General features: G+C 75.0%; 28 protein-coding genes and 1 pseudogene. 19 read left to right on the top strand and 10 right to left on the bottom strand.

The annotated features are described in order from the left end of the window. The first annotated feature begins 45 nt into the window (after positions 1 to 45). From JD77_RS07515 to glmM, 7 genes are all read left to right on the top strand, one after another. Positions 46 to 741, top strand: a complete 696-nt coding sequence (locus JD77_RS07515) for a class I SAM-dependent methyltransferase (RefSeq protein WP_145773644.1) — start codon at positions 46 to 48, stop codon at positions 739 to 741. 206 nt (positions 742 to 947) lie between these two features. Next, on the top strand, positions 948 to 1208 hold the full coding sequence (locus tag JD77_RS07510; protein ID WP_145773643.1) for a DUF6364 family protein: 261 nt from the start codon (positions 948 to 950) through the stop codon (positions 1206 to 1208). Beyond that, on the top strand, positions 1198 to 1491 hold the full coding sequence (locus JD77_RS07505) for a type II toxin-antitoxin system PemK/MazF family toxin (RefSeq protein ID WP_145773642.1): 294 nt from the start codon (positions 1198 to 1200) through the stop codon (positions 1489 to 1491). Before JD77_RS07510 ends, JD77_RS07505 begins: the two co-directional genes overlap by 11 nt. Before the next feature lie 126 nt (positions 1492 to 1617). Beyond that, positions 1618 to 2991 (top strand): nitrate/nitrite transporter, encoded by a 1374-nt coding sequence (locus tag JD77_RS07500; RefSeq protein ID WP_145773641.1) that lies wholly within the window; start codon positions 1618 to 1620, stop codon positions 2989 to 2991. Positions 2992 to 3199: 208 nt separating this feature from the next. Beyond that, positions 3200 to 3643, top strand: coding sequence for a 50S ribosomal protein L13 (rplM, locus tag JD77_RS07495; protein ID WP_145773640.1), 444 nt, complete (start codon positions 3200 to 3202; stop codon positions 3641 to 3643). A 20-nt stretch (positions 3644 to 3663) separates the two neighbouring features. Next, complete coding sequence (gene rpsI / locus JD77_RS07490) at positions 3664 to 4128, top strand: 30S ribosomal protein S9 (RefSeq protein ID WP_145773639.1); 465 nt, start codon at positions 3664 to 3666, stop codon at positions 4126 to 4128. A gap of 116 nt (positions 4129 to 4244) precedes the next feature. Beyond that, complete coding sequence (glmM, locus tag JD77_RS07485; RefSeq protein WP_145773638.1) at positions 4245 to 5600, top strand: phosphoglucosamine mutase; 1356 nt, start codon at positions 4245 to 4247, stop codon at positions 5598 to 5600. 59 nt (positions 5601 to 5659) lie between these two features. On the opposite strand, the pseudogene JD77_RS07480 reads toward glmM, so the two are convergent. Next, positions 5660 to 6136, bottom strand: a pseudogene (locus tag JD77_RS07480) (ABC transporter ATP-binding protein); the annotation flags it as partial. 16 nt (positions 6137 to 6152) lie between these two features. Between JD77_RS07480 and JD77_RS07475 the strand changes: the two are divergent. Then, positions 6153 to 6698 (top strand): PadR family transcriptional regulator, encoded by a 546-nt coding sequence (locus JD77_RS07475; protein WP_342799679.1) that lies wholly within the window; start codon positions 6153 to 6155, stop codon positions 6696 to 6698. Between the two features lie 167 nt (positions 6699 to 6865). On the opposite strand, the gene JD77_RS07465 is transcribed toward JD77_RS07475, so the two are convergent. Further along, positions 6866 to 8062, bottom strand: a complete 1197-nt coding sequence (locus JD77_RS07465; RefSeq protein WP_145773635.1) for a pyridoxal phosphate-dependent aminotransferase — start codon at positions 8060 to 8062, stop codon at positions 6866 to 6868. 40 nt (positions 8063 to 8102) lie between these two features. Continuing rightward, positions 8103 to 8558: an MmpS family transport accessory protein gene (locus JD77_RS31930; RefSeq protein ID WP_170286392.1), complete on the bottom strand. Its 456-nt coding sequence runs from the start codon at positions 8556 to 8558 to the stop codon at positions 8103 to 8105. Between the two features lie 755 nt (positions 8559 to 9313). Between JD77_RS31930 and glmS the strand changes: the two genes are divergently transcribed. Further along, complete coding sequence (glmS, locus tag JD77_RS07455; RefSeq protein WP_145773633.1) at positions 9314 to 11227, top strand: glutamine--fructose-6-phosphate transaminase (isomerizing); 1914 nt, start codon at positions 9314 to 9316, stop codon at positions 11225 to 11227. A 95-nt stretch (positions 11228 to 11322) separates the two neighbouring features. On the opposite strand, the gene JD77_RS07450 is transcribed toward glmS, so the two are convergent. After that, positions 11323 to 13023 carry an alpha/beta hydrolase gene (locus tag JD77_RS07450; protein WP_246140561.1) on the bottom strand — a complete coding sequence of 567 codons (1701 nt, stop codon included), beginning with the start codon at positions 13021 to 13023 and terminating at the stop codon, positions 11323 to 11325. After that, positions 13020 to 13316, bottom strand: a complete 297-nt coding sequence (locus JD77_RS07445) for a type VII secretion target (protein WP_145773631.1) — start codon at positions 13314 to 13316, stop codon at positions 13020 to 13022. Before JD77_RS07445 ends, JD77_RS07450 begins: the two co-directional genes overlap by 4 nt. Before the next feature lie 371 nt (positions 13317 to 13687). On the opposite strand from JD77_RS07445, the gene JD77_RS07440 reads away from it, so the two are divergent. The 10 genes from JD77_RS07440 (at position 13688) to JD77_RS07395 (ending at position 22415) form a co-directional block, all read left to right on the top strand. After that, complete coding sequence (locus tag JD77_RS07440; protein ID WP_145773630.1) at positions 13688 to 15157, top strand: NAD(P)H-hydrate dehydratase; 1470 nt, start codon at positions 13688 to 13690, stop codon at positions 15155 to 15157. Between the two features lie 121 nt (positions 15158 to 15278). Further along, positions 15279 to 16397, top strand: a complete 1119-nt coding sequence (gene alr, locus JD77_RS07435; protein WP_145773629.1) for an alanine racemase — start codon at positions 15279 to 15281, stop codon at positions 16395 to 16397. Next, positions 16394 to 17494 carry an alpha/beta fold hydrolase gene (locus tag JD77_RS07430; RefSeq protein ID WP_145773628.1) on the top strand — a complete coding sequence of 367 codons (1101 nt, stop codon included), beginning with the start codon at positions 16394 to 16396 and terminating at the stop codon, positions 17492 to 17494. Before alr ends, JD77_RS07430 begins: the two co-directional genes overlap by 4 nt. A 22-nt stretch (positions 17495 to 17516) precedes the next feature. Then, entirely contained in the window at positions 17517 to 17999 is a 483-nt protein-coding gene (gene tsaE / locus JD77_RS07425; protein WP_145773627.1) for a tRNA (adenosine(37)-N6)-threonylcarbamoyltransferase complex ATPase subunit type 1 TsaE, read from the top strand. A 122-nt stretch (positions 18000 to 18121) separates the two neighbouring features. Beyond that, complete coding sequence (gene ung / locus JD77_RS07420) at positions 18122 to 18823, top strand: uracil-DNA glycosylase (RefSeq protein WP_145773626.1); 702 nt, start codon at positions 18122 to 18124, stop codon at positions 18821 to 18823. 93 nt (positions 18824 to 18916) lie between these two features. Then, positions 18917 to 19774, top strand: a complete 858-nt coding sequence (locus JD77_RS07415) for a maleylpyruvate isomerase N-terminal domain-containing protein (RefSeq protein ID WP_145773625.1) — start codon at positions 18917 to 18919, stop codon at positions 19772 to 19774. 90 nt (positions 19775 to 19864) lie between these two features. Beyond that, a complete protein-coding gene (gene tsaB / locus JD77_RS07410) occupies positions 19865 to 20542 on the top strand; it encodes a tRNA (adenosine(37)-N6)-threonylcarbamoyltransferase complex dimerization subunit type 1 TsaB (protein WP_145773624.1) in 678 nt (225 codons plus the stop codon). Positions 20543 to 20630: 88 nt separating this feature from the next. Next, complete coding sequence (gene rimI / locus JD77_RS07405; protein WP_145777463.1) at positions 20631 to 21098, top strand: ribosomal protein S18-alanine N-acetyltransferase; 468 nt, start codon at positions 20631 to 20633, stop codon at positions 21096 to 21098. Then, on the top strand, positions 21091 to 22137 hold the full coding sequence (tsaD, locus tag JD77_RS07400; RefSeq protein WP_145773623.1) for a tRNA (adenosine(37)-N6)-threonylcarbamoyltransferase complex transferase subunit TsaD: 1047 nt from the start codon (positions 21091 to 21093) through the stop codon (positions 22135 to 22137). The genes rimI and tsaD overlap by 8 nt, the downstream gene beginning before the upstream one ends. A gap of 23 nt (positions 22138 to 22160) precedes the next feature. Further along, positions 22161 to 22415 (top strand): hypothetical protein, encoded by a 255-nt coding sequence (locus tag JD77_RS07395; RefSeq protein WP_145773622.1) that lies wholly within the window; start codon positions 22161 to 22163, stop codon positions 22413 to 22415. A gap of 22 nt (positions 22416 to 22437) precedes the next feature. Here the strand turns inward: JD77_RS07395 and JD77_RS07390 are convergent, their stop codons facing one another. The 5 genes from JD77_RS07390 to JD77_RS07370 all read right to left on the bottom strand — a co-directional run bounded on the left by JD77_RS07390 (position 22438) and on the right by JD77_RS07370 (position 25904). Beyond that, on the bottom strand, positions 22438 to 22734 hold the full coding sequence (locus JD77_RS07390) for a hypothetical protein (RefSeq protein WP_145773621.1): 297 nt from the start codon (positions 22732 to 22734) through the stop codon (positions 22438 to 22440). A gap of 11 nt (positions 22735 to 22745) precedes the next feature. Beyond that, positions 22746 to 23795: a toxin glutamine deamidase domain-containing protein gene (locus JD77_RS31925; protein ID WP_170286391.1), complete on the bottom strand. Its 1050-nt coding sequence runs from the start codon at positions 23793 to 23795 to the stop codon at positions 22746 to 22748. A 2-nt stretch (positions 23796 to 23797) separates the two neighbouring features. Next, positions 23798 to 24112 carry a hypothetical protein gene (locus JD77_RS07380; RefSeq protein WP_145773620.1) on the bottom strand — a complete coding sequence of 105 codons (315 nt, stop codon included), beginning with the start codon at positions 24110 to 24112 and terminating at the stop codon, positions 23798 to 23800. 26 nt (positions 24113 to 24138) lie between these two features. Beyond that, positions 24139 to 24510, bottom strand: a complete 372-nt coding sequence (locus JD77_RS07375; RefSeq protein ID WP_170286390.1) for a YbaB/EbfC family nucleoid-associated protein — start codon at positions 24508 to 24510, stop codon at positions 24139 to 24141. A gap of 212 nt (positions 24511 to 24722) precedes the next feature. Next, positions 24723 to 25904 (bottom strand): ROK family transcriptional regulator, encoded by a 1182-nt coding sequence (locus JD77_RS07370; RefSeq protein WP_145773618.1) that lies wholly within the window; start codon positions 25902 to 25904, stop codon positions 24723 to 24725. Positions 25905 to 25908 lie beyond the last annotated feature (4 nt).

Below are 25908 nucleotides of genomic sequence, written 5' to 3'. Positions count from 1 at the left end.
GCGGTTTAGAATGTGGGACAAAAATCCTAGATAATGGGAGATCTGATGAGTGTGGCGGAGGCGTTCGACGCCGTCGCGGGCAGCTACGACGAGGCTCGGCGCCGGCTGGTGCCGTGCTTCGACGCGTTCTACGGCACGGCCGTCCAGGTGGCCGCGCCCCCGCTGCGGGCGGCGCTCGCGGCGGGGCGTACCCCCGAGGTGCTGGACCTGGGCGCGGGCACCGGCCTGTTCTCCCTGCTGCTCGCCGCGGCGGTCCCGGGCATCCGGCTGACCCTGGTCGACGGCGCGGCGGGCATGCTCACGGTGGCCGCCGGGCACCTGGCCGCCCGGGACGTGCCGCACCGGACGGTGCTCGCCGACCTGACCGATCCGCTGCCCGCCGGCCGGTACGACGCGGTGGTCTCCGCACTGGCCATCCACCACCTCGCCGACGACGGCAAGCGGGCGCTCTACCGGCGGGCGGCCGAGGCGCTGGCGCCGGGCGGGGTGTTCGTCAACGCCGAGCAGGTCGCCGGCCCGACCCCGGCGCTGGACAGGCGCTACGACGAGGTCTGGACGGCCCGGATCACCGAGTTGGGTTCGGGCGCCGAGGAGATCGCCGCGGCCCGGGAGCGGATGCGCCACGACCGCCCGGCGCCGGTGGCCGACCAGTGCCGCTGGCTGACCGAGGCCGGCCTGGCGGACGTGGACTGCTTCTTCAAGGAGTGGCGCTTCGCCGTCTTCGGCGGTCGCCGCCCCTGACGGGACGCGGCCGGCGATCAGTCGGCGTGCAGGTGGGCGAGCCAAAATCCGAACAACTTCCCGGAAAGTGTCCCCTCGGTGTGCGGGCAGGCGACATTTTCTGGGAAGTTGCGAGGATCATGGTCGCCGCAAGCCCGGGTGTCCCGTTCGTCGACGGGCGCGAGCAGGGATGACTGGCGGTCATACCAGTGGGTAATCTCTCCGGCATGACCGCCAAGGTGACACTGTCGTTCTCCGACGAGACGATCGAGGAGGCGCGCCGGTTCGCCAAGCGGGAGGGGCTGTCCCTCTCCGCCTGGATGGACCAGGCCGCCCGGGAGAAGGCGCTGCGCGAGGTCTTCACCGCGCACGCCACCGCCGTCGGACGCGCGGGGCTGGACCTGGAGTCCGCCGCCCTGGCCGACGCCCAGGAGGCCGCCATGGTCGACGACGTCCTCTTCGGCGGCGGGCGGCCGCGTGCTGCGTAGGGGAGAGGTCTGGCGCATCTCCGGCGCCCGCGAACGGCTCGGGCTGGTGATCAGTTCCGACGTCTACAACTCCACCGACGTGCCGATCGTGATCGTGGCCGAGGTGGTCGAGGAGTCGCTGCTGCGGGACTCGCCCCTGGCCGTGCCCATGGGCGGGCACGTGGTGATGCCCGACCGTCTCTCCTCGCCGTTGAAGCAGTGGTTCATCGAGTGCGTCGACGTGGCCGACACCGAGACCATGCAGCGGGTGGGGCGGGCGTTGCGCATCCTCCAGGAGCTGTGAGTCCGGGGCTCACCGTCGGCTCCCGGCGGACGTGCGGTCTCCGTTTCCGACCCGACCCCGGACGGGCACAGCCGGGAAACCATCCGTTCCTAGCGTCCTCCTCGTCACCGACGAGGAGGAGTTGCCGTGAGCACGCTCGCTTCCCCCAGGCCCGCGGTCCCGGACGCCGTCGGGCGCCCGCGACGGATCACCGACTGGCGCCCGGAGGACCCCGGGTTCTGGGAGACCACCGGCGCCCCGATCGCCCGCCGGAACCTGTACGTCTCGATCTTCGCCGAGCACGTCGGCTTCTCCGTGTGGAGCCTCTGGTCGGTGATGGTGCTCTTCCTCGGCCCGGAGTACGGGATCGATCCGGCCGGAAAGTTCCTGCTCACCGCCGTGCCGGCCGCCCTGGGCGCGGTGCTGCGGCTGCCGTACACCCTGGCGGTCGCCCGGTTCGGCGGCCGGAACTGGACGATCGTCAGCGCGCTGCTGCTGCTGGTGCCCGCGGTCCCGATGGCGGTGCTGATCGAGCCGGGGGTGTCGTACTCGACGCTGATGGTGCTGGCCTGCCTGACTGGGGTCGGCGGCGGCAATTTCGCCTCCTCGATGGCGAACATCAACCTGTTCTTCCCCGACCGGCTCAAGGGGCGGGCGCTCGGCCTGAACGCCGGCGGCGGCAACCTCGGCGTGCCGGCGGTGCAGCTCGTCGGGCTGGCGGTGCTGGCGGCCACCGGGGCCGCGTACCCCCGGCTGGTGCCGGCGGTCTACCTGCCGCTGATCGTGGCCGCGGCCCTCGCCTCGGCGCGCTGGCTGGACAACGTCCCCGGGGCGCGCAACGAGCCGGGGGCGCTGCGCGCGGCCGCCCGCGACCCGCACACGTGGGTGATGTCCCTGCTCTACCTCGGCACCTTCGGCTCGTTCATCGGCTTCGGCTTCGCCTTCGGCCAGGTGCTCCAGCTCCAGTTCCACGACCGGTTCCCGACCCCGGTCGACGCCGCCTGGCTGACGTTCCTCGGGCCGCTGGTCGGCTCGCTGATCCGGCCGCTCGGCGGCCAGCTCGCCGACCGGCTCGGCGGGGCCCGGGTCACCTTCTGGAACTTCGTCGCCATGGCCGCGGGCGCCACCGTGGTGCTGTACGCCGCGCGGGAGCGGTCGTTCCCGCTCTACCTCGTCGGGTTCCTGGCGCTCTTCGTCTTCTCCGGGATCGGCAACGGGTCGACGTACAAGATGATCCCGGCGATCTTCCGGGCCCGTGCCGTCGCGGAGACCGAGCGGACGGGGGACCGGGCGGCGGCCGAGCGCCGGGGCCGGCGGCTGTCCGGGGCGCTGATCGGGATCGCGGGGGCGGTCGGCGCCTCGGGTGGGGTGCTGGTGAACGTGGCCTTCCGGCAGTCCTTCCTCTCCTCCGGAACGGCGGACGCGGCCTACCTGACCTTCATCGGCTGGTACGCCCTCTGCGTCGTCGTGACCTGGGTGGTGTTCCTCCGGCCGGGGCCGCGTAGGATTCCCGGCGTGTGACCTGCACCATGGCAAAGCGCGGGCCACCCGGCGTGGCACCCCGTTTTGACCTGCCGATGGGGCGCCGGGTATCGTTGCCTGCTGTTGTACGACATCCAGAGGCGTGCCACATCAGGTACGCTTGGTCGTTCGTGCGCGCTGGTCCGGCCGGGAAGCCCTGGTCACCTCGGCGCGCAGCCCCAGACCGACGACGAGACAAGGTAGACCTGTGCGTACGTACAGCCCGAAGCCGGGTGAGATCGAGCGTCAGTGGCACGTCATCGACGCCTCTGATGTCGTGCTGGGCCGCCTGGCCACCCACGCCGCCACGCTGCTGCGCGGTAAGCACAAGCCGACTTTCGCGCCGCACGTCGACACGGGCGACTTCGTCGTCATCGTGAACGCGGGCAAGGTCGCGCTGACCGGCAACAAGCGCCAGACCAAGGTCGCTTACCGCCACTCGGGTTACCCGGGCGGCCTCAAGCGGGTCGGCTACGAGGAGCTGCTCAGCAAGCGTCCCGAGCGGGCCATCGAGCTGGCCGTGAAGGGGATGCTCCCGCACAACAAGCTCGGCCGCCAGCTGATCAAGAAGCTGAAGGTCTACGCCGGTGCCGAGCACCCGCACGGCGCGCAGCAGCCGGTGCCGTTCGAGATCAAGCAGATCGCGCAGTGAGCGCGGGCGAAGGAATCAGCATGACCGACATCACCGCCACCGAGGTTGCCCCCGAGGCCGCCGAGGCGCCGGCGCCCGTCGCCCGCGCGCCCCGTGGCGACCGGCCGATCCAGACCGTGGGTCGGCGCAAGGAGGCCATCGTCCGGGTCCGCATCGTCCCGGGCAGCGGCAAGATCACCTGCAACGGCCGCGACCTCGAGGCCTACTTCCCGAGCAAGGTGCACCAGCAGCTCATCAAGGACCCGCTGGTGACCGCCGAGAAGGCCGAGGCGTTCGACGTCATCGCCAACCTGCGGGGCGGCGGCACCACCGGCCAGGCCGGTGCGCTGCGGCTCGCCATCGCCCGGGCGCTGATCGTCAGCGAGCCGGACGACCGCCCGGCCCTGAAGAAGGCCGGCTTCCTGACCCGTGACGCCCGGGTCAAGGAGAGCAAGAAGTACGGCCTCAAGAAGGCCCGTAAGGCGCCCCAGTACTCGAAGCGCTGATCATCAGCCTCGCGTTGTACGTCTGACGGACGGCCGGGTCCGCCTCCCCTCTACCGGGAGGTGGCCCGGCCGTTTCCGCTTTTTCTGGTTGTACCGTTTCTTCGGAGGTTGGCGGTATGGGTCGGTTGTTCGGCACGGACGGCGTACGCGGGCGGGCGAACGCGGATCTCACACCCGAGCTGGCGCTCGCGGTGGCGGTCGCCGCCGCACACACACTGGCCGAGTCGGACCGCAGCCATCCCCCGCTGGCCGTCGTCGGCCGGGACACCCGGGCCAGCGGCGAGATGCTGGAGGCCGCCGTGGTGGCCGGGCTCACCAGCGCCGGCGCCAACGTCGTCCGGGTCGGCGTGCTGCCCACCCCGGCCGTGGCGTTCCTCACCGCCGAGGCCAAGGCCGACCTCGGCGTGATGCTCTCCGCCTCGCACAACCCCATGCCCGACAACGGGATCAAGCTGTTCGCCGCCGGCGGGCACAAGCTGCCGGACGAGATCGAGGCGCGGATCGAGGCGGCCGTCGAGGCGAACGCCGCCAGCGCGTGGGACCGGCCGATCGGCGCCGGGGTGGGCCGGGTGCACGACCTGCTCGACGGCGCCGACCACTACGTCCAGCACCTGGTCAACACGGTGCCGCACCGCCTCGACGGGATCAAGGTCGTGGTCGACTGCGCCAACGGCGCGGCGGCCGAGGTGGCCCCCGTGGCGTACCGGGAGGCGGGGGCCGAGGTCGTCGCGATCCACGCCGAGCCGGACGGGCTCAACATCAACGACGGGTGCGGGTCCAACCACATCGACGCGCTGCGCGCCGCGGTGGTCGAGCACGGCGCCCACCTGGGCATCGCCCACGACGGCGACGCCGACCGGTGCGTCGCGGTGACCGCCGACGGCGACGAGGTCGACGGCGACCAGGTGATGGCGATTCTCGCCCTGGCCATGCGGGAGGCCGGCGAGCTCACCGACGACACCCTCGTCGCCACGGTGATGAGCAACCTCGGCCTGCGCCTGGCCATGTCCGCACAGGGCATCCGGCTGGTCGAGACCAAGGTCGGCGACCGGTACGTGCTGGAGGAACTGCGCGCCTCCGGGCTGGCCCTGGGCGGGGAGCAGAGCGGGCACATCGTCATGCCGGCGTACGCCACCACCGGCGACGGCGTGCTGACCGGGCTGCACCTGATGGCCCGGATGGCCGCCAGCGGAAGGTCCCTGGCCGAGCTGGCCGCGGTGCTGACCAGGCTGCCCCAGGTGCTGATCAACGTGCCGGTCGGGGACCGTACCGTCGGCGCCGCCGCCCCGGCCGTCCGGGCCGAGGTCGAGCGGGCCGAGGCGGAGCTGGGCGAGAGCGGCCGGGTGCTGCTGCGCCCGTCGGGCACCGAGCCGCTGGTGCGGGTGATGGTCGAGGCGGCCACGGAGACGACCGCCCGGGAGGTCGCCGAGCGCATCGCCGACCGGGTCCGGGCCGCCAGCCCCACCGCCTGACCCGTCGGTGCCCGGCCCCGGGCCGGGACCGCGCCGGGACCGGGCACCGCGGTCGCCGGTCAGAGGCGCAGACGCGTCGCCCGGTCGTAGGTGTCGGCGGGGTCCTCGCCGCCGGTGAGGTCGAGGTCCTCGACGATCCGGCCGTCGCCGAGCCGGAGCAGCCGGTCGCACCGCGCGGCGATGGCGGGGTCGTGGGTGGCCAGCAGGACCGTCATGCCGTGCCGGTCGCGCAGGTCGAGCAGCAGGTCGAGGATCTGCCCGCCGGTGGCCGAGTCGAGGTTGCCGGTGGGCTCGTCCGCCAGCAGCAGCCGGGGCTCGCCCATCAGGGCGCGGGCGATGGCGACGCGCTGCTGCTGGCCGCCGGAGAGCTGCGTCGGCAACGCCCGCTCCCGGCCGGCGAGCCCGACCGCGTCGAGCAGTTCCCGGGCGCGGGCCACGTGGTCGGCCCGGCCGCGCCGGGGCAGCACCGGGGCGATCACGTTGTCCAGCACGGTCAGCGCCGGCAGCAGGTGGTAGCGCTGGAAGACGAAGCCGACCCGCTACGGCTACGGGCTGAAGGGCGCGTTCGAGGAGGCGGTCGGCCCGCAGTGGGGGCCCCTGAACATCGGGCACCTCTACCAGATCCTCGACCGGCTCTCCCGCGACGGCCTGGTCGTGGCCGAGCGGCAGGCCCAGCCGGTGAAGCCCGACCGGGTGGTCTACGAGCTGACCCCCGAGGGGCGGGCTGAGCTGGAACGCTGGCTCGGCGAGCCCAGCGCGCGCGGCGGCGGCTTCCGGGACGACTTCTTCCTCAAGGTCACCGCCGCCGCGCGCTCAGGCGCGGCGGAGACCGTCCGCACGGTGCTCGGCAACCAGCGCGGCCACCTCATGCGCGAGCTGCGCAACCTCGACGGTCTCCGGCGCCGGGCCGAGGACCCCGTCGTACGGCTGCTGCTCTCCGCCGCCAGCCGGCACGTCGAGGCCGACCTCGCGTTCGTGGACGACGCCGAGCAGGTGCTGCTTGCCGACGGCGGCGCGCTGCTCGGCACGCTCGCGCGGGACCGGAGCCCGGTCGCGCCCCCCGAGCCGGAGGCCGCGCCGACCCGGGCGGCGGGCTGACCGGCGGGTCAGGCTGCCGAGACCCGGGCCAGGAAGCGCGCCGCCAGCTCGGCGATCCGGGCGGCGTCGAGGCCCAGCGCCGGGGCGGCCACGGTCACCTCGGCCATGGCCAGCCCCGGGACCTCGGTGTCCCGCCAGCCGCCGGGCCCGGCCGGCGACCGCGGCCGTCATCCGCCGGTGCCCAGTGTGCGCAGCCGGGCGACGGCCTCGGTGAGCACCTCCGGCCGCTTGCAGAAGGCGAACCGGACCAGCCGCCGGCCCGCTTCGGGATCGTCGTAGAAGACCTGCGTCGGCACGGCCACCACCCCGCAGCGCTGCGGCAGCGACCGGCAGAACTCGATCCCGTCCCGCCCGCCGAGCGGGGTGACGTCGGCGGTGACGAAGTACGTCCCCTCCGGGGTGAGCACGTCGAACCCGGCGTCGGTCAGTCCGGCGACGAGCTGGTGCCGCCGGGCCCGCATGCCCGCGGCGAACTCCGCGAAGTACGCGTCCGGCAGCGCGAGCGCCACCGCCACCGCCGGCTGCAACGGTGCGGCGTTGACGAACGTGAGGAACTGCTTGACCCGCAGCACCGCCGACACCAGCGGCGCGGGACCGCTGACCCAGCCCACCTTCCAGCCCGTGCAGGAGAACGTCTTGCCGGCGGAGGAGATGCGCAGGGTGCGCTCGCGCATGCCGGGCAGGGTGGCCAGCGGGACGTGCCCGGCGGCGGCGTCGGCGAAGACGAGGTGCTCGTACACCTCGTCGGTCACCGCGTACGCGTCGTGCTCCCGGCACAGCTCGGCGACCAGGGCCAGCTCGTCGGGGGTGAAGACCTTGCCGGTCGGGTTGTGCGGGGAGTTCAGCAGCACCAGCCGGGTCCGCGGCCCGAACGCCGCGCGCAGCGCGTCCGGGTCGAACGCGTAGCGGCCGTCCGGGCCGGGCCGCAGGGTCACCGGCCGGCGGACCGCCCCGGCCAGCGCGATCGAGGCGGCGTACGAGTCGTAGTACGGCTCGAAGCAGACCACCTCGTCGCCCGCCTCGCAGAGGGCGAGCACGCTCGCGGCGATCGCCTCGGTGGCCCCGGCGGTGACGACGACCTCGCCGTCGGGGTCGTACTCCAGGCCCCAGAACCGGCGCTGGTGGGCGGCCACGGCGGCGCGCAGCGCGGGCACGCCCGGACCCGGCGGGTACTGGTTCTGCCCGCCGCGCAGCGCCTCCGCGGCGGCGGCGAGCATCTCGGGCGGGCCGTCGGCGTCCGGGAAGCCCTGGCCGAGGTTGACCGCGCCGGTGCGGACGGCCAGGGCGGACATCTCGGCGAAGACGGTCGTCCCGAACGGCCGCATCCGGGCCACCAGCGGGTCGACATCGGCGGTGGTCGTCACGTCGGCCAGCCTACGGCCAGTCCCCGCCCGGGGCCCACCCTCACTCGGGCGAACAGGTGACGCGCCAGGAACCCGTGTCCGTGCCGGACGCCGGCTTGCCGGCCCCGGTGACCGTGACCCGGCAGGCCGGCGATCCGCTGGCGAAGTCGGCCTCGCTGGCCTCCACCATGACCCGGCTCTTGCCGTCGGTCCGGATCGTGGTGCGCCACGGCAGCTTCGCCCCGTCGACGTGGATGAGGTCGCTCTCGGCGTCGAAGTACGCGATGTCGGCCCGTCCGGCGCCGGTGACCTCGTACACCACGGTCACCGGTGCCGGCCCGGAGGTCGGCCGGGTGATCGGCTTCTTGCTCGGATCGGCGGGAAACGTGGTCGGGGCGGGTTCGGTGGGCTCCTCGTCGTACCCGTCGTCGACTGGGTCGTCGTACCAGGGCTCCTCGGCGACCGACTGGTCGTCGGGAAATGTGGAGAGGACGCCGGCCAGCCCGGCGCAGCACACAGCCCGACCACCAGCACGACCGCCAGCCCGATGACCAGGCCCACCACCGTGCGGTCGGAGCCGGAGGAGGGCGGTTGCCCGGGGTACGCGTACGGCGGTGGGTAGCCGGGCGGCGGGTACCCCGGCTGCTGGTACCCGGGCGGCCAGCCCGTCGGGCCGTACCCCGGCCAGGGCTGCCCGCCGTCGGCCGGTGGGACGGGGCCCGGCCCGACCGGGTCTTCGGTGCCGCCCGACGCGGCGGGCGCGGTCCACGGGGGTGGCATGGTCGCCGGGGCAGGTGGCGACCACGGCTCCGGTGCCGCCCACGGCTGTGCCGGGGCGATCGGGTCCGGGGGCGACCACGGCGATCCCGCTGGGCCGGACGGGTCCGGAGCCGGCGGGCTCGCCGGCTCGGATCCGGCGGGCGGGGTCGGCTCGGGGGAGGGCGACGCCTCGGAAATCAACGCCTCCGGAGAGGGGACGCGGCCCAGGACCGCGGTGCGGGGGTGGGGACGCCGGAACCCGCTGCCGGGGCCGCGTTCCCCGAGGGGACCCCAATGTACGTGGTGCGCCCCACCCGGCCGCCTCCGACCGTGCGCCCCACCCGGGCCGGCTCCGACTGTTCCGGCGCCTCCGGCGCTCGGCGTCCGCGGGATGCCGCGGTGCCCCGCAAACCGGCCCCGAGCCATGACTTCCGGCCGTTCGATCAGATTCAGTGCTTGTTTACCTGGCTTCTGCGCACGCGTGATGAGCGAAACTGGGTTAGGCTGCGGACCATGTGTGGAATCGTGGGTTACGCCGGCGCGCGCCCGGCGCTCGGCATCGTGCTCGACGGCCTGCGCCGTCTGGAGTACCGCGGCTACGACTCGGCCGGGGTCGCCGTGGTCTGCGAGAACGAGTTGCTGACCGAGAAGAGGGCGGGCAAGCTGGCCAACCTCGAGAAGGTGCTCTCCGAGCGGGCGGCGACCGACCCCGAGGGCTGCGCGGCGAGCCCGATCGGCATCGGCGACGGCACCACCGCCATCGGGCACACCCGCTGGGCCACCCACGGCGGTCCCACCGACCGCAACGCGCACCCGCACGTCGCGCCGGACGGCCGGGTCGCCGTGATCCACAACGGCATCATCGAGAACTTCGCCAAGCTCCGCGCCGAGCTGGAGGCCGACGGCGTCCAGTTCAGCAGCGACACCGACACCGAGTGCGCCGCCCACCTGCTCTCCGCCGCGCTGGCCGAGCTGCGCGCCGCCGGCGAGGCGAACGGGCCGCAGCTGCTGGCCGCCGCGATGCGCGCGGTCTGCCAGCGCCTCGAAGGCGCGTTCACGCTGCTCGCCGTCGACGCCGAGGTGCCCGGCGCGGTGGTCGGCGCCCGGCGCAACTCGCCGCTGGTCGTCGGCCGGGGCGCCGGGGAGAACTACCTCGCCAGCGACGTGGCCGCGTTCATCGAGCACACCCGCGACGCGGTCGAGCTCGGCCAGGACCAGATCGTCCTCATCACCGCCGAGACGATCGAGATCACCGACTTCGCCGGCCAGCCCGCCGCCGGCAAGGACTTCCACATCGACTGGGACTCGTCGGCCGCGGAGAAGGGCGGCTACGACTGGTTCATGCTCAAGGAGATCGAGGAGCAGCCGCAGGCCGTCGCCGACACGCTGCTCGGCCGGCTCACCGACAGCGGCGAGATCATGCTCGACGAGGTCCGCCTGAGCGACCAGGACCTGCGCGACGTCGACAAGATCTTCATCGTCGCGTGCGGCACCGCGTACCACTCCGGGCTGGTCGCCAAGTACGCCATCGAGCACTGGACCCGCATCCCCTGCGAGGTCGAGCTGGCCAGCGAGTTCCGCTACCGGGACCCCGTCCTCGACCGGTCCACCCTGATCGTGGTCATCTCGCAGTCCGGCGAGACCATGGACACCCTGATGGCGCTGCGGCACGCCAAGGAACAGAAGGCCCGGGTGCTGGCCATCTGCAACACCAACGGCTCCACCATCCCGCGCGAGTCCGACGCGGTCCTCTACACCCACGGCGGGCCGGAGATCGCGGTCGCCTCCACCAAGGCGTTCCTCACCCAGCTCGTCGCCTGCTACCTGATCGGCCTGCACCTGGCGCAGGTGCGCGGGATCAAGTTCGCCGACGAGGTGGCCGCTGTGGTGGACCAGCTCCACCAGATGCCCGGCAAGCTGCGCGAGCTGCTCAGCCGGATCGAGCCGGTCCGCGAGCTGGCCCGGCAGATCAAGTCGGAGCCGACCGTGCTCTTCATCGGCCGGCACGTCGGCTACCCGGTGGCCCTGGAGGGCGCGCTCAAGCTCAAGGAGCTGGCGTACATGCACGCCGAGGGCTTCGCCGCGGGCGAGCTCAAGCACGGCCCGATCGCGCTGATCGACAAGGGCACGCCGGTGATCTGCATCGTGCCGTCGCCGGTCGGCCGGGGCGTGCTGCACGACAAGGTCGTCTCCAACATCCAGGAGGTACGGGCCCGGGGCGCGCGGACGATCGTGATCGCCGAGGAGGGCGACGAGTCGGTGGTCCGGTACGCCGATGACCTGATCTACGTGCCGCGTACGCCCACGCTGCTCGCGCCGCTGGTGACCACCGTGCCGTTGCAGGTGCTCGCGGCGGAGATCGCGGCGGCCCGGGGCCACGACGTCGACCAGCCCCGCAACCTGGCCAAGTCCGTCACCGTCGAGTAGCCGGCGGCCGGTTACCGCCCACCATGCCGCCGACACGGCGGTATCCGCTCGACCGGATACCGCCACGTCGCCGACATGGGGCGCCCCGCCGGCCATCAGCGCCCGAGCACGATGCGGGCCATGCCGTCGAGGGCCGGGTTGCCGGGGTCCCAGTACCCGGTGTGGCCGTACCGGCCACTGGGGAACGTACGGGCGCCGAACCCGGGGTCGGTCGGGTCCCGGCCGAACCACAGGGCGTGCTCCTCGCCGCCGACCAGCACGGCAGCCAACGGGCTGGCCCCGACCAGGATCCGGCGGGCCAGCGCGTCCGGGGGCCGGGCCAGCCGGATGACGTCGTCCGGGGCGGTGCTCGCCCAGACCTCGCCGCCCGGCAGGCGCAGCCCGGCGGCCCCGTCCACGCCGACGCCGGGTGAGCCGACGAAGACCAGCGCGTCGGCGGCCAGCCCGTGGTCGCGCGCGGCGGTGCCCACCACCACCGACCCGTAGCTGTGCCCGAGCACCGTCTGCCGGGCCGGCGGCCCGTCGTGCGTCGCCCGCAGCCCCTCCTGGAACCGGTGCAGCGCCGGCCCGGCGTCCCCGGCCTGGCGCGGCAAGGCCGCCTCGTGCAGGAAGTCGGGCGCGTCGTAGTCGAGCCACAACACCGCCGCGGTCGCCCCGGTCGGGTCCAGCGCCGCGCAGCGGTCCCGCACCCGGGCCGCCCGGCCCAGTTCGCCGGAGGCGTCGGCGAGGCCGGCGGTCATCCCCGGCACGTACGTCAGCACCCGGTCCGCCCGGTCCGGGTCGCCCAGCGCCACGATCGCCCGGCCCTCCCCGCCCGGGTCGAGCCCCAGCAGGTACGCCCGGGGCTGCCCGCCGTCGGTCAGCCGCGCGGTCAGCGCGTCCAGCCCGGACAGGCTCGCCTCGACCCGGGCCAGCCCGGCCAGCTCCAGCGGCCCGCCCGGCAGCCGGCCCAGCAGCCGTCGCCGTTCGGCGAGCAGCACCTCCCGCCGCCGCCCGACCAGCAGCCGGTTGGCCTGATCCCGCGCGGTCGCGGGAACGCCGTCGAGGCGGCCGACCAGCTCCGGCTCCCGGGCCACCAGCCACCGGCGCTGGGCGGGGGTGAGCCCGGCCCACCAGGACCGCACGGACGCGGGGTCGGTGCCCGGGGGCGGCCGCCAGGGCGGCGGCGGGGCCAGCCAGCCGGCGCCGGCCGCCGCGGCCAACTCGTCGAGGCGGCCGGCGGCCTCCCGGTCGGCGGCGTCCGCCGACTCGAGCGCGGCGGCCACAGCGGCGGCGACCCGCGCCACGGGGGCCGGTGCGCCGGGCCGGGCCGCCGCCGGATCCAGGCTCGCCCGCCCGTGCCGGTCCAGCAGCACCCCGCCGGCGTCGGCCAGGGCGACCGCCTCCGCGAGCCGGGCCTTGGCCAGGCGCAACCGCGCGGCGAACTCGGCGAGCACCTGGTCGGCCTCGATCGCCGCCGGGGCGAGGGCCGTCAGCTCGCCCCGCAGGGCGTCGACCCGCCCGCCGGCCGATCCCGCCGCCGCGCCCGTCCACCCGGCCCGCAGCCTGCCGGCGGCCTCCTCCAGCGCGGTGGCCCGCCGGTCGACCAGCCCGGTCAGCCCCAGCCAGGCCACCCCTGCCGCAGCCCAGCCGGCCGGGTCGGCCGCCCAGAGCCGCGCGTAACCGTTGCCGGCGACGGCGGTCGCCGGGCCGCCGGCAGGGGCGCGCAAACGGCCCGCCGGGCCGCTCGCCGGGGTGCCCGGACCCCGCGTCGGGCCGTTCGTCGGGCCGGGGCGACCCGCCACCGGGCCGCTCACCGGGGCAGCGCGGTCAGCCGGCGGGCCACCCGCTCGTCGACCGCCTGGTAACCGTCGGCGGCCGTGGCCAGCGCACCGGCCGTGGCCGCCACCCGCGCGCCGAGCGCACCACACCAGGCGTGCACCGCCGCCTCCAACTCGGCGAGGGCGGTCGCGGTGCGCCAGCCGGCGGCGGGCGGCACCAGCCCGGGCACCCCGGCCAGCCCGCGCGCCAGCCGGTACGCGTCGTCGCCGAGCGCCCTGGCCACCTCCCGCAGCAGGTCCGGGCGCACGGTGAACGGCTCGCCTTCCATCGGGAACTCCTCCTGGTTCGGGCCGTCGGCGGACGACGGTGGGGCGGCGAACCGCGACAGCGGGGCGTCGAGCGGTGACGGCGGGGCGGCGACCGCGTCGGCCGAGGGGCCGGCGGGACGGGGGCAGCGACGCGGACGACGCTAGGCGGCGCCGGTCGGCCCGGACCGCCCCTGTGGACAACGGGCGGGTGCTCGTACCCCCGGTTGTCCACAGGTGTTGCCCACCGCCGACCCGGCGGATAATCTGCGGCCCCTTCCGCCGGTAGGGTGAGGCCGTGGCCGTCGCTGCCGGCACGCCATGGTGGTCGCGGAACGGTGAGGGACGACCGGCCGAGGCGCGGCCGGCACGGGGACGGACGGGACGGGACGGCATGGAACCGGTGTGGCGGGTCGCGGACGTACGGGCGGCGGAGGCCGCGCTCATGGCCGAGCTGCCCGCCGGGACGCTGATGAAGCGGGCCGCCGCCGGGCTGGCCCGCCGCTGCGCGCTGCTGCTCGCCGACCGGGGCGGGGTGTACGGGTCGCGCGTGCTGCTGCTCGTCGGCACAGGCGACAACGGCGGTGACGCCCTGTACGCGGGCGCCCACCTGGCCCGCCGGGGCGCCGCCGTCGCGGCCCTGCTGCTCGCCCCGGGGCGGGCGCACGCCGACGGGCTGGCCGCGCTGCGCGCCGCCGGGGGCCGCCTCGTGGACCGGCCGCCAGCCGTGGTCGACCTCGTGCTGGACGGCATCGTCGGGATCGGCGGCACCGGCGGGCTGCGGGAGACCGCGGACCAGCTCGCCGCGAGCCTGGCGGAGCGCAGCGGGCGGGACGGCATCCGGGCGACCGTGGTCGCGGTGGACGTGCCGAGCGGGGTGGCGGTCGACACCGGTCACGTCCCGCCGGCCGCGTCCGGGCGACCCATGGCGGTCCGGGCGGACGTGACGGTCACGTTCGGGGCGCTGAAGCCGGCGCTGGTGGTCGGACCGGCCGCCGCCCTCGCGGGCGAGGTCGAGCTGGTCGACATCGGGCTGGGGCCGTGGCTGCGCGGCAGCCCGGCGCTGCGGGTCACCGAGTGGTCGGACGTGGTCGACTGGTGGCCGGAGCTCGGGCCGGCCGCGGAGAAGTACAGCCGGGGCGTGGTCGGGGTGGCGACCGGCTCGGCGACGTACCCGGGGGCGGCCGTGCTCTCCGTCGGCGGCGCGCTCGCCGGGCCGACCGGCATGGTCCGGTACGCCGGCAGCGCCCGGGACGAGGTGCTGCACCACCATCCGTCGGTGATCGCCACGGGCCGGGTGGCCGACGCCGGGCGGGTACAGGCGTGGGTCTGCGGCTCGGGCCTGGGCACGGGCGAGGACGCGGCCGCCGAGCTGCGCGCCGTGCTCGCCGCCCCGGTCCCGGTGGTGCTCGACGCCGACGCGCTGACCCTGCTGGTGGACGGGTCGATGGCGGACCAGCTGCGCAGGCGGGACGCCCCGATCGTGGTGACCCCGCACGACCGGGAGTTCGCCCGGCTCTGCGGCGAACTGCCCGGCAACGACCGGACGGCCGCCGCGCTGCGCCTCGCCGCGTGGATGAACGCGGTGGTGCTGCTCAAGGGGGACCGCACGATCATCGCGACCCCCGACGGCCGGGCGTACGTCAACCCGACCGGCACCGCCGCGCTGGCCACCGGCGGCACCGGGGACGTGCTCGCCGGGCTGCTCGGCTCGCTGCTGGCCGCCGGGCTGGCCCCGGAACGGGCGGCGGCCGCTGCCGCGTACCTGCACGGGCTGGCCGGCCGGGAGGCGGCCCGCGGCGGTCCGGTGACCGCGCCGGACGTCGCCGCCGCCCTCCGGCCGGTGCTCGCCCGGCTGACCTGAGGCCGGGGCGGCGCCGGCTGACCTGAGGCCGGGGCGCGCCGGCGGCGCGGCCACCGCGGCGGAACGCGCCCGTCCGGCGGCTCCGGCCCGGGTTGATCACCGTGGTCAGTAGGCTGGGGTCATGTGGCAGTCCGAGGTGCGCGTCGATCTCGATGCGATCCGTGACAACGTGGCCCGGCTGCGGTCGGGGACCGGCGCCGAGCTGATGACGGTGGTGAAGGCCGACGGGTACGGCCACGGGATGGTCCCCGCGGCCCGCGCGGCGCTCGACGCCGGGGCGGACTGGCTCGGCGTCTGCACCCTCGACGAGGCGCTGACCCTGCGCCGGGCCGGGGTCACCGCACCCGTGCTGGCGTGGCTGCTCGCCCCCGGGCTGCCGTTGCACGACGGGGTCGCCGCCGGGGTCGACCTGGCCGCCGCGAGCCTGCCGCAGCTCGACGAGATGATCGAGGCGGGCCGGCGGGCGGACCGGCCGGCTCGGCTGCACCTGAAGATCGACACCGGGCTGTCCCGGGGTGGCGCCACCGTCGCGGACTGGCCGGCACTGCTGGAGGCCGCCGCGAAGGCCCAGGCCGACGGCCTGGTCGAGGTGGTCGGGGTGTGGAGCCACTTCGTGTACGCCGACCTGCCCGGCCACCCCACCACCGACCGGCAGCTCGCGGTCTTCCACGAGGGGCTGGACATGGTCGAGCGGGCCGGGCTGCGCCCGCGCTACCGGCACCTGGCCAACTCGGCCGCCACGCTGACCCGCCCGGACACCCACTTCGACCTGGTCCGGCCCGGGCTCGCCACCTACGGCCTGTCGCCGGTGGCCGGCGAGCGGTTCGGGCTCCGCCCGGCGATGACCGCGCGCGCCCGGGTCATGCTCACCAAGCGGGTGCCGGCCGGCACCGGCGTCTCCTACGGCCACACGTACGTCACCGAGCGCGAGGCGAACCTGGCCGTGGTGCCGCTCGGGTACGCCGACGGGGTGCCCCGGCACGCCTCGAACGTCGGGCCGGTGCAGCTCGCCGGCCGGCGGCGAACCCTCTCCGGCCGGGTCTGCATGGACCAGATCGTGGTCGACTGCGGCGACGACCCGGTGGCGGCCGGCGACGTGGCGACCCTGTTCGGGCCCGGTACCGACGGCGAGCCCACCGCCGACGACTGGGCCGACGCCGTCGGCACGATCAACTACGAGATCGTGACCCGGTTCGGCGGGGTCCGGGTGCCCCGCGTCTACGACGGCGAGCGCCCGTGACGGGAAGCGAGCGCAGGTTCCGCATCCCCCGGCCGCGTACCGCCGCCGGACGGGTGGCGGGAGTGGTCGGGGCAGCGGTCGGCGTCGCCGCCGCCGGGCTCGCGGCCGGCGTCGTCAGCGAGCGCGTCCTCGTCCGCCGGCTCAAGGCCGACCCGGCCGACCCGTACGCCGGCGAGGTCTTCGGCGAGCAGCGGTGCGACGAGGCGTTCCGGCTGGAGCTGCCGGACGGCACCGACATCCACGTCGAGGTGGTGGAGCCGACCCGCCCCGTCGCCGGCAACCCGACCGTGATCCTGGTGCACGGCTTCTGCCTCGACATGGGGACGTTCCACTTCCAGCGCAAGGTGCTCGCCGAGCGGGGCGAGCACCGGATCGTCGCGTACGACCAGCCGGGGCACGGCCGGTCGGGGCGGCTGGAGACCGGCGAGTACGACCTCGGCGCGCTCGGCCGCACCCTGCGTCGGGTGATCGACCGGACCGCCCCCGAAGGGCCGCTGGTGCTGGTCGGCCACTCGATGGGCGGGATGACCATCATGGCGTTCGCCGAGCTGTATCCGGAGCTGTTCGGCGACCGGGTGGTGGGCACCGTGCTGATCGCCACCTCGGGCGGCCTGCTCGCCGAGAGTCGGCTGGTCGCGCCCGCCCTGCTGGGCCGGGTGGGCGGCCCGGCGCTTTACCTGATGAGCAACGCCACCCGGTACGGCGGCAAGGTGATCGACGCGGCCCGTCGGTCCAGATCCGACGTCGCCTGGCTGCTCACCCGCAGGTACGGCTTCGGCTCCCGGCGGCCCAGCCCGGCCCTGGTGTCGTACGTCGAGCAGATGAACTCCCGGACCTCGGCCGACACGGTCACCCGCTACCTGCGGACGATCGCCACCCACTCGCGGCACCCGGCGCTGGCCGCGCTGGCCGGCACCCCCGTGCTGGTGGTGGTCGGCGACCGGGACATGATCACTCCCGTGGCCCACTCTGAGGAGATCGTGCGGAGGTTGCCGCACGCCGAGTTCCTCAAGATCCCAGACAGTGGGCACGTGGTGATGCTGGAGCACGCCGACGAGGTCAACGCCGCCCTGACCCGCTTCCTGGAGGCCCTGTGAGCGCCGGCTCTGCGGAGGTGTCGTGAGCATCGTCGTCACGCTCCCCACGGTCGAGGACACGCACGCGTTCGGCCGCCGGCTGGCCCGGGTGCTGCGCGCCGGTGACCTGCTGCTGCTCACCGGCCCGCTGGGCGCCGGCAAGACGGCGCTGACCCGGGGCATCGGGGCCGGGCTCGGGGTGCACGGCGACGTCACCTCGCCGACGTTCGTGATCGCCCGGGTGCACCGACCCGACCCCGGGCGCGGCGGCAGGGTGGCGCTGGTGCACGCGGACGCGTACCGGCTCGGGGACGCGAGCGATCCGCGCGCCGAGATCGACGACCTCGACCTGGACGCCTCGGTCGAGGACTCGGTCACGGTGGTCGAGTGGGGCGAGGGCCTGGTGGAGCAGTTGGTCGACGCCCACCTGCGGGTCCGGGTCGACCGCCGGGACGACGACACCCGGGTGGTCGAGTTGGAGCCCGCCGGCGGGGACTGGGCGGACCGCATCGCCGCGCTCGCCTGACGGGATGACGTGCCCGCGTCAGGGCCCCGTCCCGCGTCTCGCCCGCGACTGCCGATCCTCGCGGACGGGGGTGTCGGTGGGGGCTGGTAGGAAGAGGGCCGACCGACTGCGAAAGGTTGCCGATGCCCGACGACGCCCCTGCCCTCGACCTGCTCGGCCTGCTGCCCGACGAGTGGCGTGCCGTGCTCACCCCGCACCTCGACCCGGCCCGCACCGCCGCGCTGGCCGAGTTCGTCGCCGGGGAGTACGCGACCCAGACCGTGTTCCCCCCGGTCGAGGACCTGTTCTCGGCGTACCGGCTGTGCGCGCCGCGGGACTGCCGGGTGCTGATCCTCGGGCAGGACCCGTACCACAAGGCGGGGCAGGCGCACGGGCTGAGCTTCAGCGTCCGCCCCGGGGTGCCCGTCCCGCCGTCGCTGCGCAACGTCTTCAAGGAGTTGGGCGACGACCTGGGCGTGGCCAAGCCGAGCGGCGGCAACCTCGACGGCTGGGCCGCGCAGGGCGTGCTGCTGCTCAACTCGGTGCTGACGGTCCGGCAGGCCACCCCCGGCTCGCACGCGAACAAGGGCTGGGAGGAGTTCACCGACGCCACCATCCGCGCCCTGGACGCCCTCGACCAGCGGGTCGTCTTCCTGCTCTGGGGCGGGTACGCCCGCAAGAAGGCGGCTCTGGTGACCAACCCGCAGCACGTGGTGCTGGAGGCGGGCCACCCGAGCCCGATGAACCCGCGCGGCTTCCTCGGCAGCCGTCCGTTCAGCGCGACGAACAAGGCCCTCGCCGACGCCGGCCTGCCGACGATCGACTGGGAGCGGTCCGCCGGCTGACCCGGGTCACCGCCCCGTCGCGGGGTGACGGGGCGGTGACCGTCCGTTGTAGAGTGTGCGCCACCCGGAGGCACCGTGGATCGGAGGCGGCGCATGGCGGCGGCGACCATCACCGAGCGGCAGTGGCGGGCGGCCCGGGACGCGCTGGCCGGGGCGACTGACCGGTTCATCCGGCTGGTCGAGGCGGTCGACCGGCCGGAGACGATGGTCACCGCCCACTGGTCCGTCGCCGACACGCTCGTCCACGTGGTCTCGGTCGCCTGGCTGTACGCGGTCAAGCTCGACCCGGCCCACCAGCCGCTGCCGATCCCGGGCCTCGGCACCCGGCTGGCGACCGTCACCGTGGACACCATCGCCGACCTCAACGACGTCGTCCTGGCGCACCTGACCGAGCGCGAGCCGGGGCCGCTGCTGGCCCGGCTCCGCGCGGACGTGGACACCATCCTCGCCGCCACCACCGACAGCCGCCCCGGCGAGCAACTGGACTGGTTCGGCGGCGCCCGGGCACCGCTCGCCGGCCTGTTCGCCCACCTGGTCAACGAGCTGCTCGTGCACGGCTGGGACATCGCCCCGGCCGCCCGGTCGCCGTGGGAGATCCCCGCCCGGGAGGCCGTGCTCTTCTTCGAGCTGTTCCTCGTCGGGCTGATCCGTGCCGGATACGGCCGGCTGCTCGACAGCGACGAGCCGCCCCGCGAGCGCCCGATCACCGTCGAGTTCCGGTCGGCGTACTGCGCGGACGTGACCCTCACCCTGCACCGCGGGCGGGTGCGGGTCGCGGCGCCGGGCGCCCGGCCCGACGTCCGCGTCCGGTTCGACCCGGCGGCGCTCAACCTGATGATGTTCGGTCGGGTCGGGCGGGCCAGGACGGTGCTGCGCGGCAGGGTCGTCGCCTGGGGCCGCCGGCCGTGGCTCCTGCCGCCGTTCCTCCGCGTGCTGCGCACGCCGAGCTGACGGGCGCCGCGTATGCCGGGTGGGCCGGTGTTTTTGGCGCCGGGCGGGGGGTCACGCCGGGTGACCGGTGGGCCGGTTAGGGTGGCATCCGTGCTCGTACTGGTGGTGGATTCCTCGACCCCCGCGGTGACCGCGGCGCTGGTCGAGGTCACGGCGGAGGGCGTCGTACCGCGCGCGCAGCGGTGCACCGTCGACGCCCGCGCGCACGGCGAGCTGCTCGCGCCGCAGGTCGACGCGGTCCTCGCCCACGTCGACGCCCGCCCCGCCGACCTGGGCGCGATCGTCGCCGGGCTCGGTCCCGGCCCGTTCACCGGGCTGCGGGTGGGGCTGGTCACCGCGGCCACCATGGGCCAGGTGCTCGGCGTCCCGACGTACGGCGTCTGCTCGCTGGACGCGATCGGCCACCCGGCGGCGGCCGGCGAGCCGGTCCTCGCGGCCAGCGACGCCCGCCGCCGGGAGGTCTACTGGGCGGTCTACGACGGCGCGGGCCAGCGGATCGCCGGCCCGGACGTGGCCGCCCCCGCCGTCGCCGCGCAGCGCGCCCGCGACCTGGCCGTCACCGTCGCGGTCGGCGACGGCGCGCACCGGTACGCCGACGTCCTCGGCCTGCCCGTGCGGGCGGAGCCCCGCTACCCCGACCCGACCGCGCTCGCCGCGCTGGCCGCCGAGCGGGTCCGGGCCGGCGCGCCCGGCGACCCGCTCACCCCGCTCTACCTGCGCCGCCCGGACGCCGTGGTGGCCACCGCCCGCAAGTCGGTCCTGCCATGAGCGCGAGAAGTGGGCCGGGTTTGCGGGCCCCGCAGCCGCGAACCGAGGTTCCGCCGCCAACCGAAGTGGCGCCGTGATCCCCGCCGGGGTGCGGCTGGAGCGGTTCCGCTGGTGGCACGTCGAGCAGGTGCTGCCGATCGAGGCGGACCTGTTCGGCGCCGAGCGGTGGTCGGCCGCGATGTTCTGGAACGAGCTGGCCAACGGGCACTTCTACCTGGTCGCCCTCGGCGCCGATGGCGCCGACGATGGCGGCGGCGTGCTCGGCTACGCCGGGCTGGTGGTGGCGCCACCGGACGAGGCGTGGGTGCAGAACATCGCGGTCCGCCGGGACGCCCAGCGGCGCGGCGTCGGCCGGGTACTGCTGGAGGCGCTGCTCGCGGAGGCGGCCCGCCGCGGCGCGCGGCACACCCTGCTGGAGGTCGCGGCGGACAACGCCCCCGCCCAGCGGCTCTACGCGACGTACGGCTTCGAGCCGATCGGCGTGCGCCGCGGCTACTACCAACCGAGCAACACCGACGCGCTGGTCATGCGACGGAGTCAGGACGACCATGGCTGACGAACCACTGATCCTCGGCATCGAGACCTCGTGCGACGAGACCGGGGTCGGCATCGTGCGCGGGCACACCCTGCTGGCCGACGCGCTCGCCTCCAGCGTGCAGGAGCACGCCCGGTTCGGCGGGGTGGTGCCCGAGGTGGCCAGCCGGGCCCACCTGGAGGCCATCGTGCCGACGATGGACCGGGCGCTGGCCGAGGCGGGGGTGACCATCGCCGACATCGACGCGATCGCGGTGACCGCCGGGCCTGGGCTGGCGGGCGCGCTGCTGGTCGGCGTCGCCGCCGCCAAGGGGTACGCGCTGGCCGCCGAGAAGCCCGTGTACGGGGTGAACCACCTGGCCGCCCACGTCGCCGTGGACGCCCTGGAACACGGCCCGCTGCCCCAGCCGGCGGTGGCCCTGCTCGTCTCCGGCGGCCACTCGTCCCTGCTGCTCGTCGACGACCTGGCCCGGGGCGTGACCCCGCTCGGCGCGACGATCGACGACGCGGCCGGGGAGGCGTTCGACAAGGTGGCCCGGCTGCTCGGCCTGCCGTTCCCCGGCGGGCCGCACATCGACCGGGAGGCCCGGGCCGGCGACGCCGCCGCCATCGGCTTCCCGCGCGGGCTGACCGCCGCCAGGGACCTCGCCGCCCACCGGTACGACTTCTCCTTCTCCGGGCTGAAGACGGCGGTGGCGCGCTGGGTGGAGGCCCGGGAGCGGGCGGGCGAGCCGGTGCCGGTGGCCGACGTCGCCGCGTCGTTCCAGGAGGCGGTCTGCGACGTGCTCACCGCCAAGGCGCTGGCCGCGTGCCAGGCGCACGGGGTGGAGACGCTGGTGATCGGCGGGGGAGTGGCCGCGAACTCGCGGCTGCGGGCGCTGGCGGAGCACCGGGCGGCGAAGCTCGGCGTCCGGGTCCGGGTGCCCCGGCCGGGGCTGTGCACCGACAACGGGGCCATGGTGGCGGCGCTCGGCTCGCACCTGGTCGCGTCCGGCGTCGCGCCGAGCCGGCTCGACCTGCCGGCCGACTCGGCCCTGCCGCTGACCACCGTCAGCGTCTGACGTCTCGGGTGGGGAGGGACGACGTGATCGTACGGATGTGGGAGGCGCGGGCGGAGCCGTACGGCTTCGCAGACCTGATCACCTGGGTCTGCGAGACCGCGCTGCCGGAGTTCGAGCACGACCCGCTGCACCTGTCCAGCGAGGTGTTCAGCTCGACCGACCACCGGGTGGTGGTGATCTCGAAGTGGCGGAGCAGCCCACGGTCGCTGCCGGACCCACCGCCGACCCTGGTCGCCCGGCCGCCGCACGCCTGGGACTTCACCCAGGTCGACAGGTGAGCGCCGGCGGCCGGTCGAGGGTTCAGGCCCGCAGCGTGGGGGCCGGGTTCGGCCGGTTGCGGATCGACGGGTCGGTGCCGACCTGGAACGACGGGACGAACTCCAGCCGGCCGTCGGCCTTGTGCACCACCGGGACGGAGCCGGCCATGGCGTACGACATGTCGCCGTCCACCAGGAACTCCCGAGCGCCGACCTGGAACACGTAGAACGCGTCGTTCTCGACGATGTTCCGGTCGTCGAGGCAGTAGGTGCCGACCGGCCAGTCGGACTCCGTGGCCCGGCGCACGATCTCCCGGGCCTGTTCGTAGGTGACAGCCATGACGCGTGATCCTATCCGGGGGGTCGCGTGAACTGGGTGAGACCGCCGGGCATGGGGATGTCGTCGAGCCGCACGTACGAGGTGCCGTGCCCCTGCCCGAAGTAGCTGGACACCTCCCGGCCGGCGTTCTGGCCGTCGACGAAGCGCACCTTGCCGCCGACGTTCTCCACGTTGAACACGTGGCCGCCGCCGTTCTTCCACTGGATGGCGACGACGCCCCGGGAGCCGGGGCCGAAGTTTTCGAACGCCTTCTCGATGTCGCCCTGGCCGCCGGAGGTGAACTTGCGGCCCCAGGTGTTCTCGATGTCGGCCAGCGGCCGGCCGCCGTAGGGATGGTACGGCTTCGGCAGCGGCGTCGCCTCGACGTCGATGCCCCGCCGCCGCAGCTCGTACGTCTGCACGCAGTGGGTGCAGTTCGCCGAGTAGTCGGGGGTGCTGGTGTCGAACTTCGGGTTGACGCGCTTGAGGTCGTTGGCGATCTGCCGCTCGACCTTGCGGGCGGCCCGCTTGGCGCCGACCTTGCGGGCCAGTTTCAGCAGCCGCTTGGCCTGCTCCAGGATGCGCCTGAGCAGCGTCTGCACCTGTTTGACGATCTGTTTGACCAGGCGTTGGCAGATGATCCGGGTGGCGGCGACGAACCCGGGCACGGTGGCGGTGGAGGCGCCGAAGGTGGCGACGGCTGCCGCGATGGCCATGGTCACCTGCACCAGCAGGATGATCAGCTGGACGATGAAGGCGATCTTCAGGGCCAGCGTCATCGCCGCGAAGATCATCAGGACGGCGCCGATGAGCTGGGCCGCGATCGCGTCCTCCAGCAGCCGCAGCCGCGGGCCGTCGTCGCGGTTCCACCACTGCTGGAACGCGTCCACCGTGTCGCCGGTGTTGTGCTGGCAGACCGCGTCGGCCGCGCTGTTCGCCCGCTCGGCGGCGCCCTGCAACCGCATCCCGAAGGCCAGCCACTGCTGCCCGGCGGCGAACAGCAGTTCCTCGTCCGCCTGCGGCCACTCCAGGCCGATCCAGCTCAGCGGCTCGGTCAGCTCGGCGGGAAGCTCCAGGCCCACGCTCAGGCCCCCAGCCGACCGTGCAGCCCGGTGAACAGCTCGCTGGCGGCCAGGTCGGTCTCGACCACCTGCTGCGCCCAGTCGGACAACCCCTCGGCGGCCGTGAGCAGCAGTTGCACGTGCGACCCGTAGGTTTCCAGCGCGTGCGAGAGGACCTCCGTGTACGCGGCCCCGAAGAGGGTACCGGGCTCGTCGGCGCCCCACGGGTTGTCGGTGGTCACCGTGCTCTCCAGCGCGGACAGCTCGCCCTCCAGCTCGACCGCCGCGCCGGCGACGGCCTGCGCCGCCCCGGCCAGCACCTCGGGCTCGGTGTGCATCGGCTTCATCGTCGCGGTTCCGTTCCTCAGCCGAGCCGGTCCAGTCGGTCCGCGATCTGCTGCGCGGCGGCGGTGATGTCGTCGAGCCGGCGTTGCGTGCCGAAGCCGACGTCGTCCAGCAGCGGACCGAGCCCGTCCGGCAGCCGTACCGGCGAGGCGGCGAGCTGGTCCTGAAGGGCCGCCTGCACCTCGGCCCGGGCCGCCCGGAACGCCGACTGGATGGCCGCTGACAGGTCGGCCGCCGGGTACCGCATGACGCGCGGATCCAGGTCGAGGGCGAGCAGGTCGCCGGTGCCGTCCACCTCGACGCGGACGAGCCCGTCCCATTCCTGCGCCGACCCCCGCGCGCTGGTGAAGCGGCCCACCAGGTCGCCCGGTCGGTCGTGTCGGTCGGTCACGTCGGACACCTCGGTCCCCAGTCGATGGTGCAGATCCGGGCGAAAGCCTAGCCCCACCGCTGCGGCCGATGATCTCCCCCCTCGAAGGACGCGCTGCCCCTGGCCGAGCTGCGCCGGCACGTCGCGCTGGTCACCCAGGAGCACCACGTCTTCATCGGCACGCTCGCCGACAACGACGCCGGACCGGCCCCGCGACCGGGCCGGTGTCCCCGTCAGGCCGCGTCCAGCGGGTCGGCGAGCAGCCGATCGAAGGCCAGCTCGGCCGCGCCGATCAGGACCGCGTCGTCACCCAGCGATGGGGTGCGCAGCCGGACGTGCTCCAGGCAGGCCGGCAGCGCCACCGAGTTGAGCCGGCTGCGCACCTGGGCCGCCCCCGCGAGGTAGAGGTCCCGCAGCGTCCCGCCGAAGATCACCATCTCGGGGTTGAAGATGTTGACCAGGTTGCCCACGCCGAAGCCGAGCCAGTCGCCGGCCTGGCGTACCGCCGCCTGGGCCCGCGCGTCGCCCCGGCTGGCGGCGTCGAAGACCGCGAGCACCGCCTCCCGGCCGTGGGCCGCCGCCCGGCCCGACCCGCGCAGCAGGGCGTACTCGCCGATCTCGGTCTCCCAGCAGCCGCGCGAGCCGCACTCGCAGGGCGCCCCGTCCCGGTTGACGACCATGTGGCCGACCTCGCCGCCGTACCCGCCGTGCCCGGTCAGCCGCCGGCCGCCCGCGATGATGCCGGCGCCGACGCCCACGTCCCCGTACAGGTAGAGGACGTTGTCGCAGCCGGCCGCCGCGCCCCGGGCGTGCTCGGCGAAGGCGCACACGTCGGCGACGTTGCCCACCGTCACCGTCGCCCCGGCACCCAGTTCGGCCGCCAGGGTGGCCCCGAGCGGCTCGTCCACCCAGCCGGTGTGCGGGCTCAGCCGGACCATGCCGTCGGCGCGGCGGACGACCCCGCAGACGGCGATCCCGGCGCCGACGCAGATCGTGCCGGCCGGCACCGCCTCCCGCATCTCCTTGAGGGCCCCGGTCAGCAGCGGGACGGCCTCCGCGGCCACCAGCCCGCGCGGCCGGGTCACCTCACGGCGGTCGAGTACGGCCCCGCCGAGGCCGATCCGGGCGACCCGCAGCCGGTCCACCTCGATGCTGAACGCGTACGCGTGGACGCGGTCCCACTCGGGCTGGACGACCGGCGAGGGGCGGCCCGCCCGTCCGGTCTCCTTCGGCGCTCCCTCGCTGACCAGGCCGGCGTTGGCGAGGTCGGCGGTCAGCGCCCCGATGGTGCTGCGGTTGAGGCCGAGGGCGGAGGTCAGCTCGGCCCGCGAGGTCGCGCCGTGGATGTGGACGTAGCGGAGCAACGCCCCCAGGTTCTGGCGGCGGATCTCCTCCTGGCTCGGCCCGGCGCGCATGGCG

It is taken from the genome of Micromonospora olivasterospora, assembly GCF_007830265.1.
In the GTDB taxonomy this organism is placed as follows: Bacteria; Actinomycetota; Actinomycetes; order Mycobacteriales; family Micromonosporaceae; genus Micromonospora; species Micromonospora olivasterospora.
Note: the sequence above shows the minus strand (reverse complement) of the source record. Positions and strands in the feature narration are given on the sequence as shown.

What these genes read in the sequence shown, in the direction of transcription:
- JD77_RS07445 (WP_145773631.1), bottom strand. Translation starts at nt 13,316, where the DNA reads ATGGAAGGCGAGCCGTTCACCGTGCGCCCGGACCTGCTGCGGGAGGTG.
- rpsI (WP_145773639.1), top strand. Translation starts at nt 3,664, where the DNA reads ATGACCGACATCACCGCCACCGAGGTTGCCCCCGAGGCCGCCGAGGCG.
- JD77_RS07440 (WP_145773630.1), top strand. Translation starts at nt 13,688, where the DNA reads ATGGAACCGGTGTGGCGGGTCGCGGACGTACGGGCGGCGGAGGCCGCG.
- JD77_RS07415 (WP_145773625.1), top strand. Translation starts at nt 18,917, where the DNA reads ATGGCGGCGGCGACCATCACCGAGCGGCAGTGGCGGGCGGCCCGGGAC.
- ung (WP_145773626.1), top strand. Translation starts at nt 18,122, where the DNA reads ATGCCCGACGACGCCCCTGCCCTCGACCTGCTCGGCCTGCTGCCCGAC.
- glmM (WP_145773638.1), top strand. Translation starts at nt 4,245, where the DNA reads ATGGGTCGGTTGTTCGGCACGGACGGCGTACGCGGGCGGGCGAACGCG.
- JD77_RS07370 (WP_145773618.1), bottom strand. Translation starts at nt 25,904, where the DNA reads ATGCGCGCCGGGCCGAGCCAGGAGGAGATCCGCCGCCAGAACCTGGGG.
- JD77_RS07380 (WP_145773620.1), bottom strand. Translation starts at nt 24,112, where the DNA reads ATGCACACCGAGCCCGAGGTGCTGGCCGGGGCGGCGCAGGCCGTCGCC.
- JD77_RS07515 (WP_145773644.1), top strand. Translation starts at nt 46, where the DNA reads ATGAGTGTGGCGGAGGCGTTCGACGCCGTCGCGGGCAGCTACGACGAG.
- tsaD (WP_145773623.1), top strand. Translation starts at nt 21,091, where the DNA reads ATGGCTGACGAACCACTGATCCTCGGCATCGAGACCTCGTGCGACGAG.
- alr (WP_145773629.1), top strand. Translation starts at nt 15,279, where the DNA reads ATGTGGCAGTCCGAGGTGCGCGTCGATCTCGATGCGATCCGTGACAAC.
- glmS (WP_145773633.1), top strand. Translation starts at nt 9,314, where the DNA reads ATGTGTGGAATCGTGGGTTACGCCGGCGCGCGCCCGGCGCTCGGCATC.
- JD77_RS07390 (WP_145773621.1), bottom strand. Translation starts at nt 22,734, where the DNA reads ATGGCTGTCACCTACGAACAGGCCCGGGAGATCGTGCGCCGGGCCACG.
- JD77_RS07510 (WP_145773643.1), top strand. Translation starts at nt 948, where the DNA reads ATGACCGCCAAGGTGACACTGTCGTTCTCCGACGAGACGATCGAGGAG.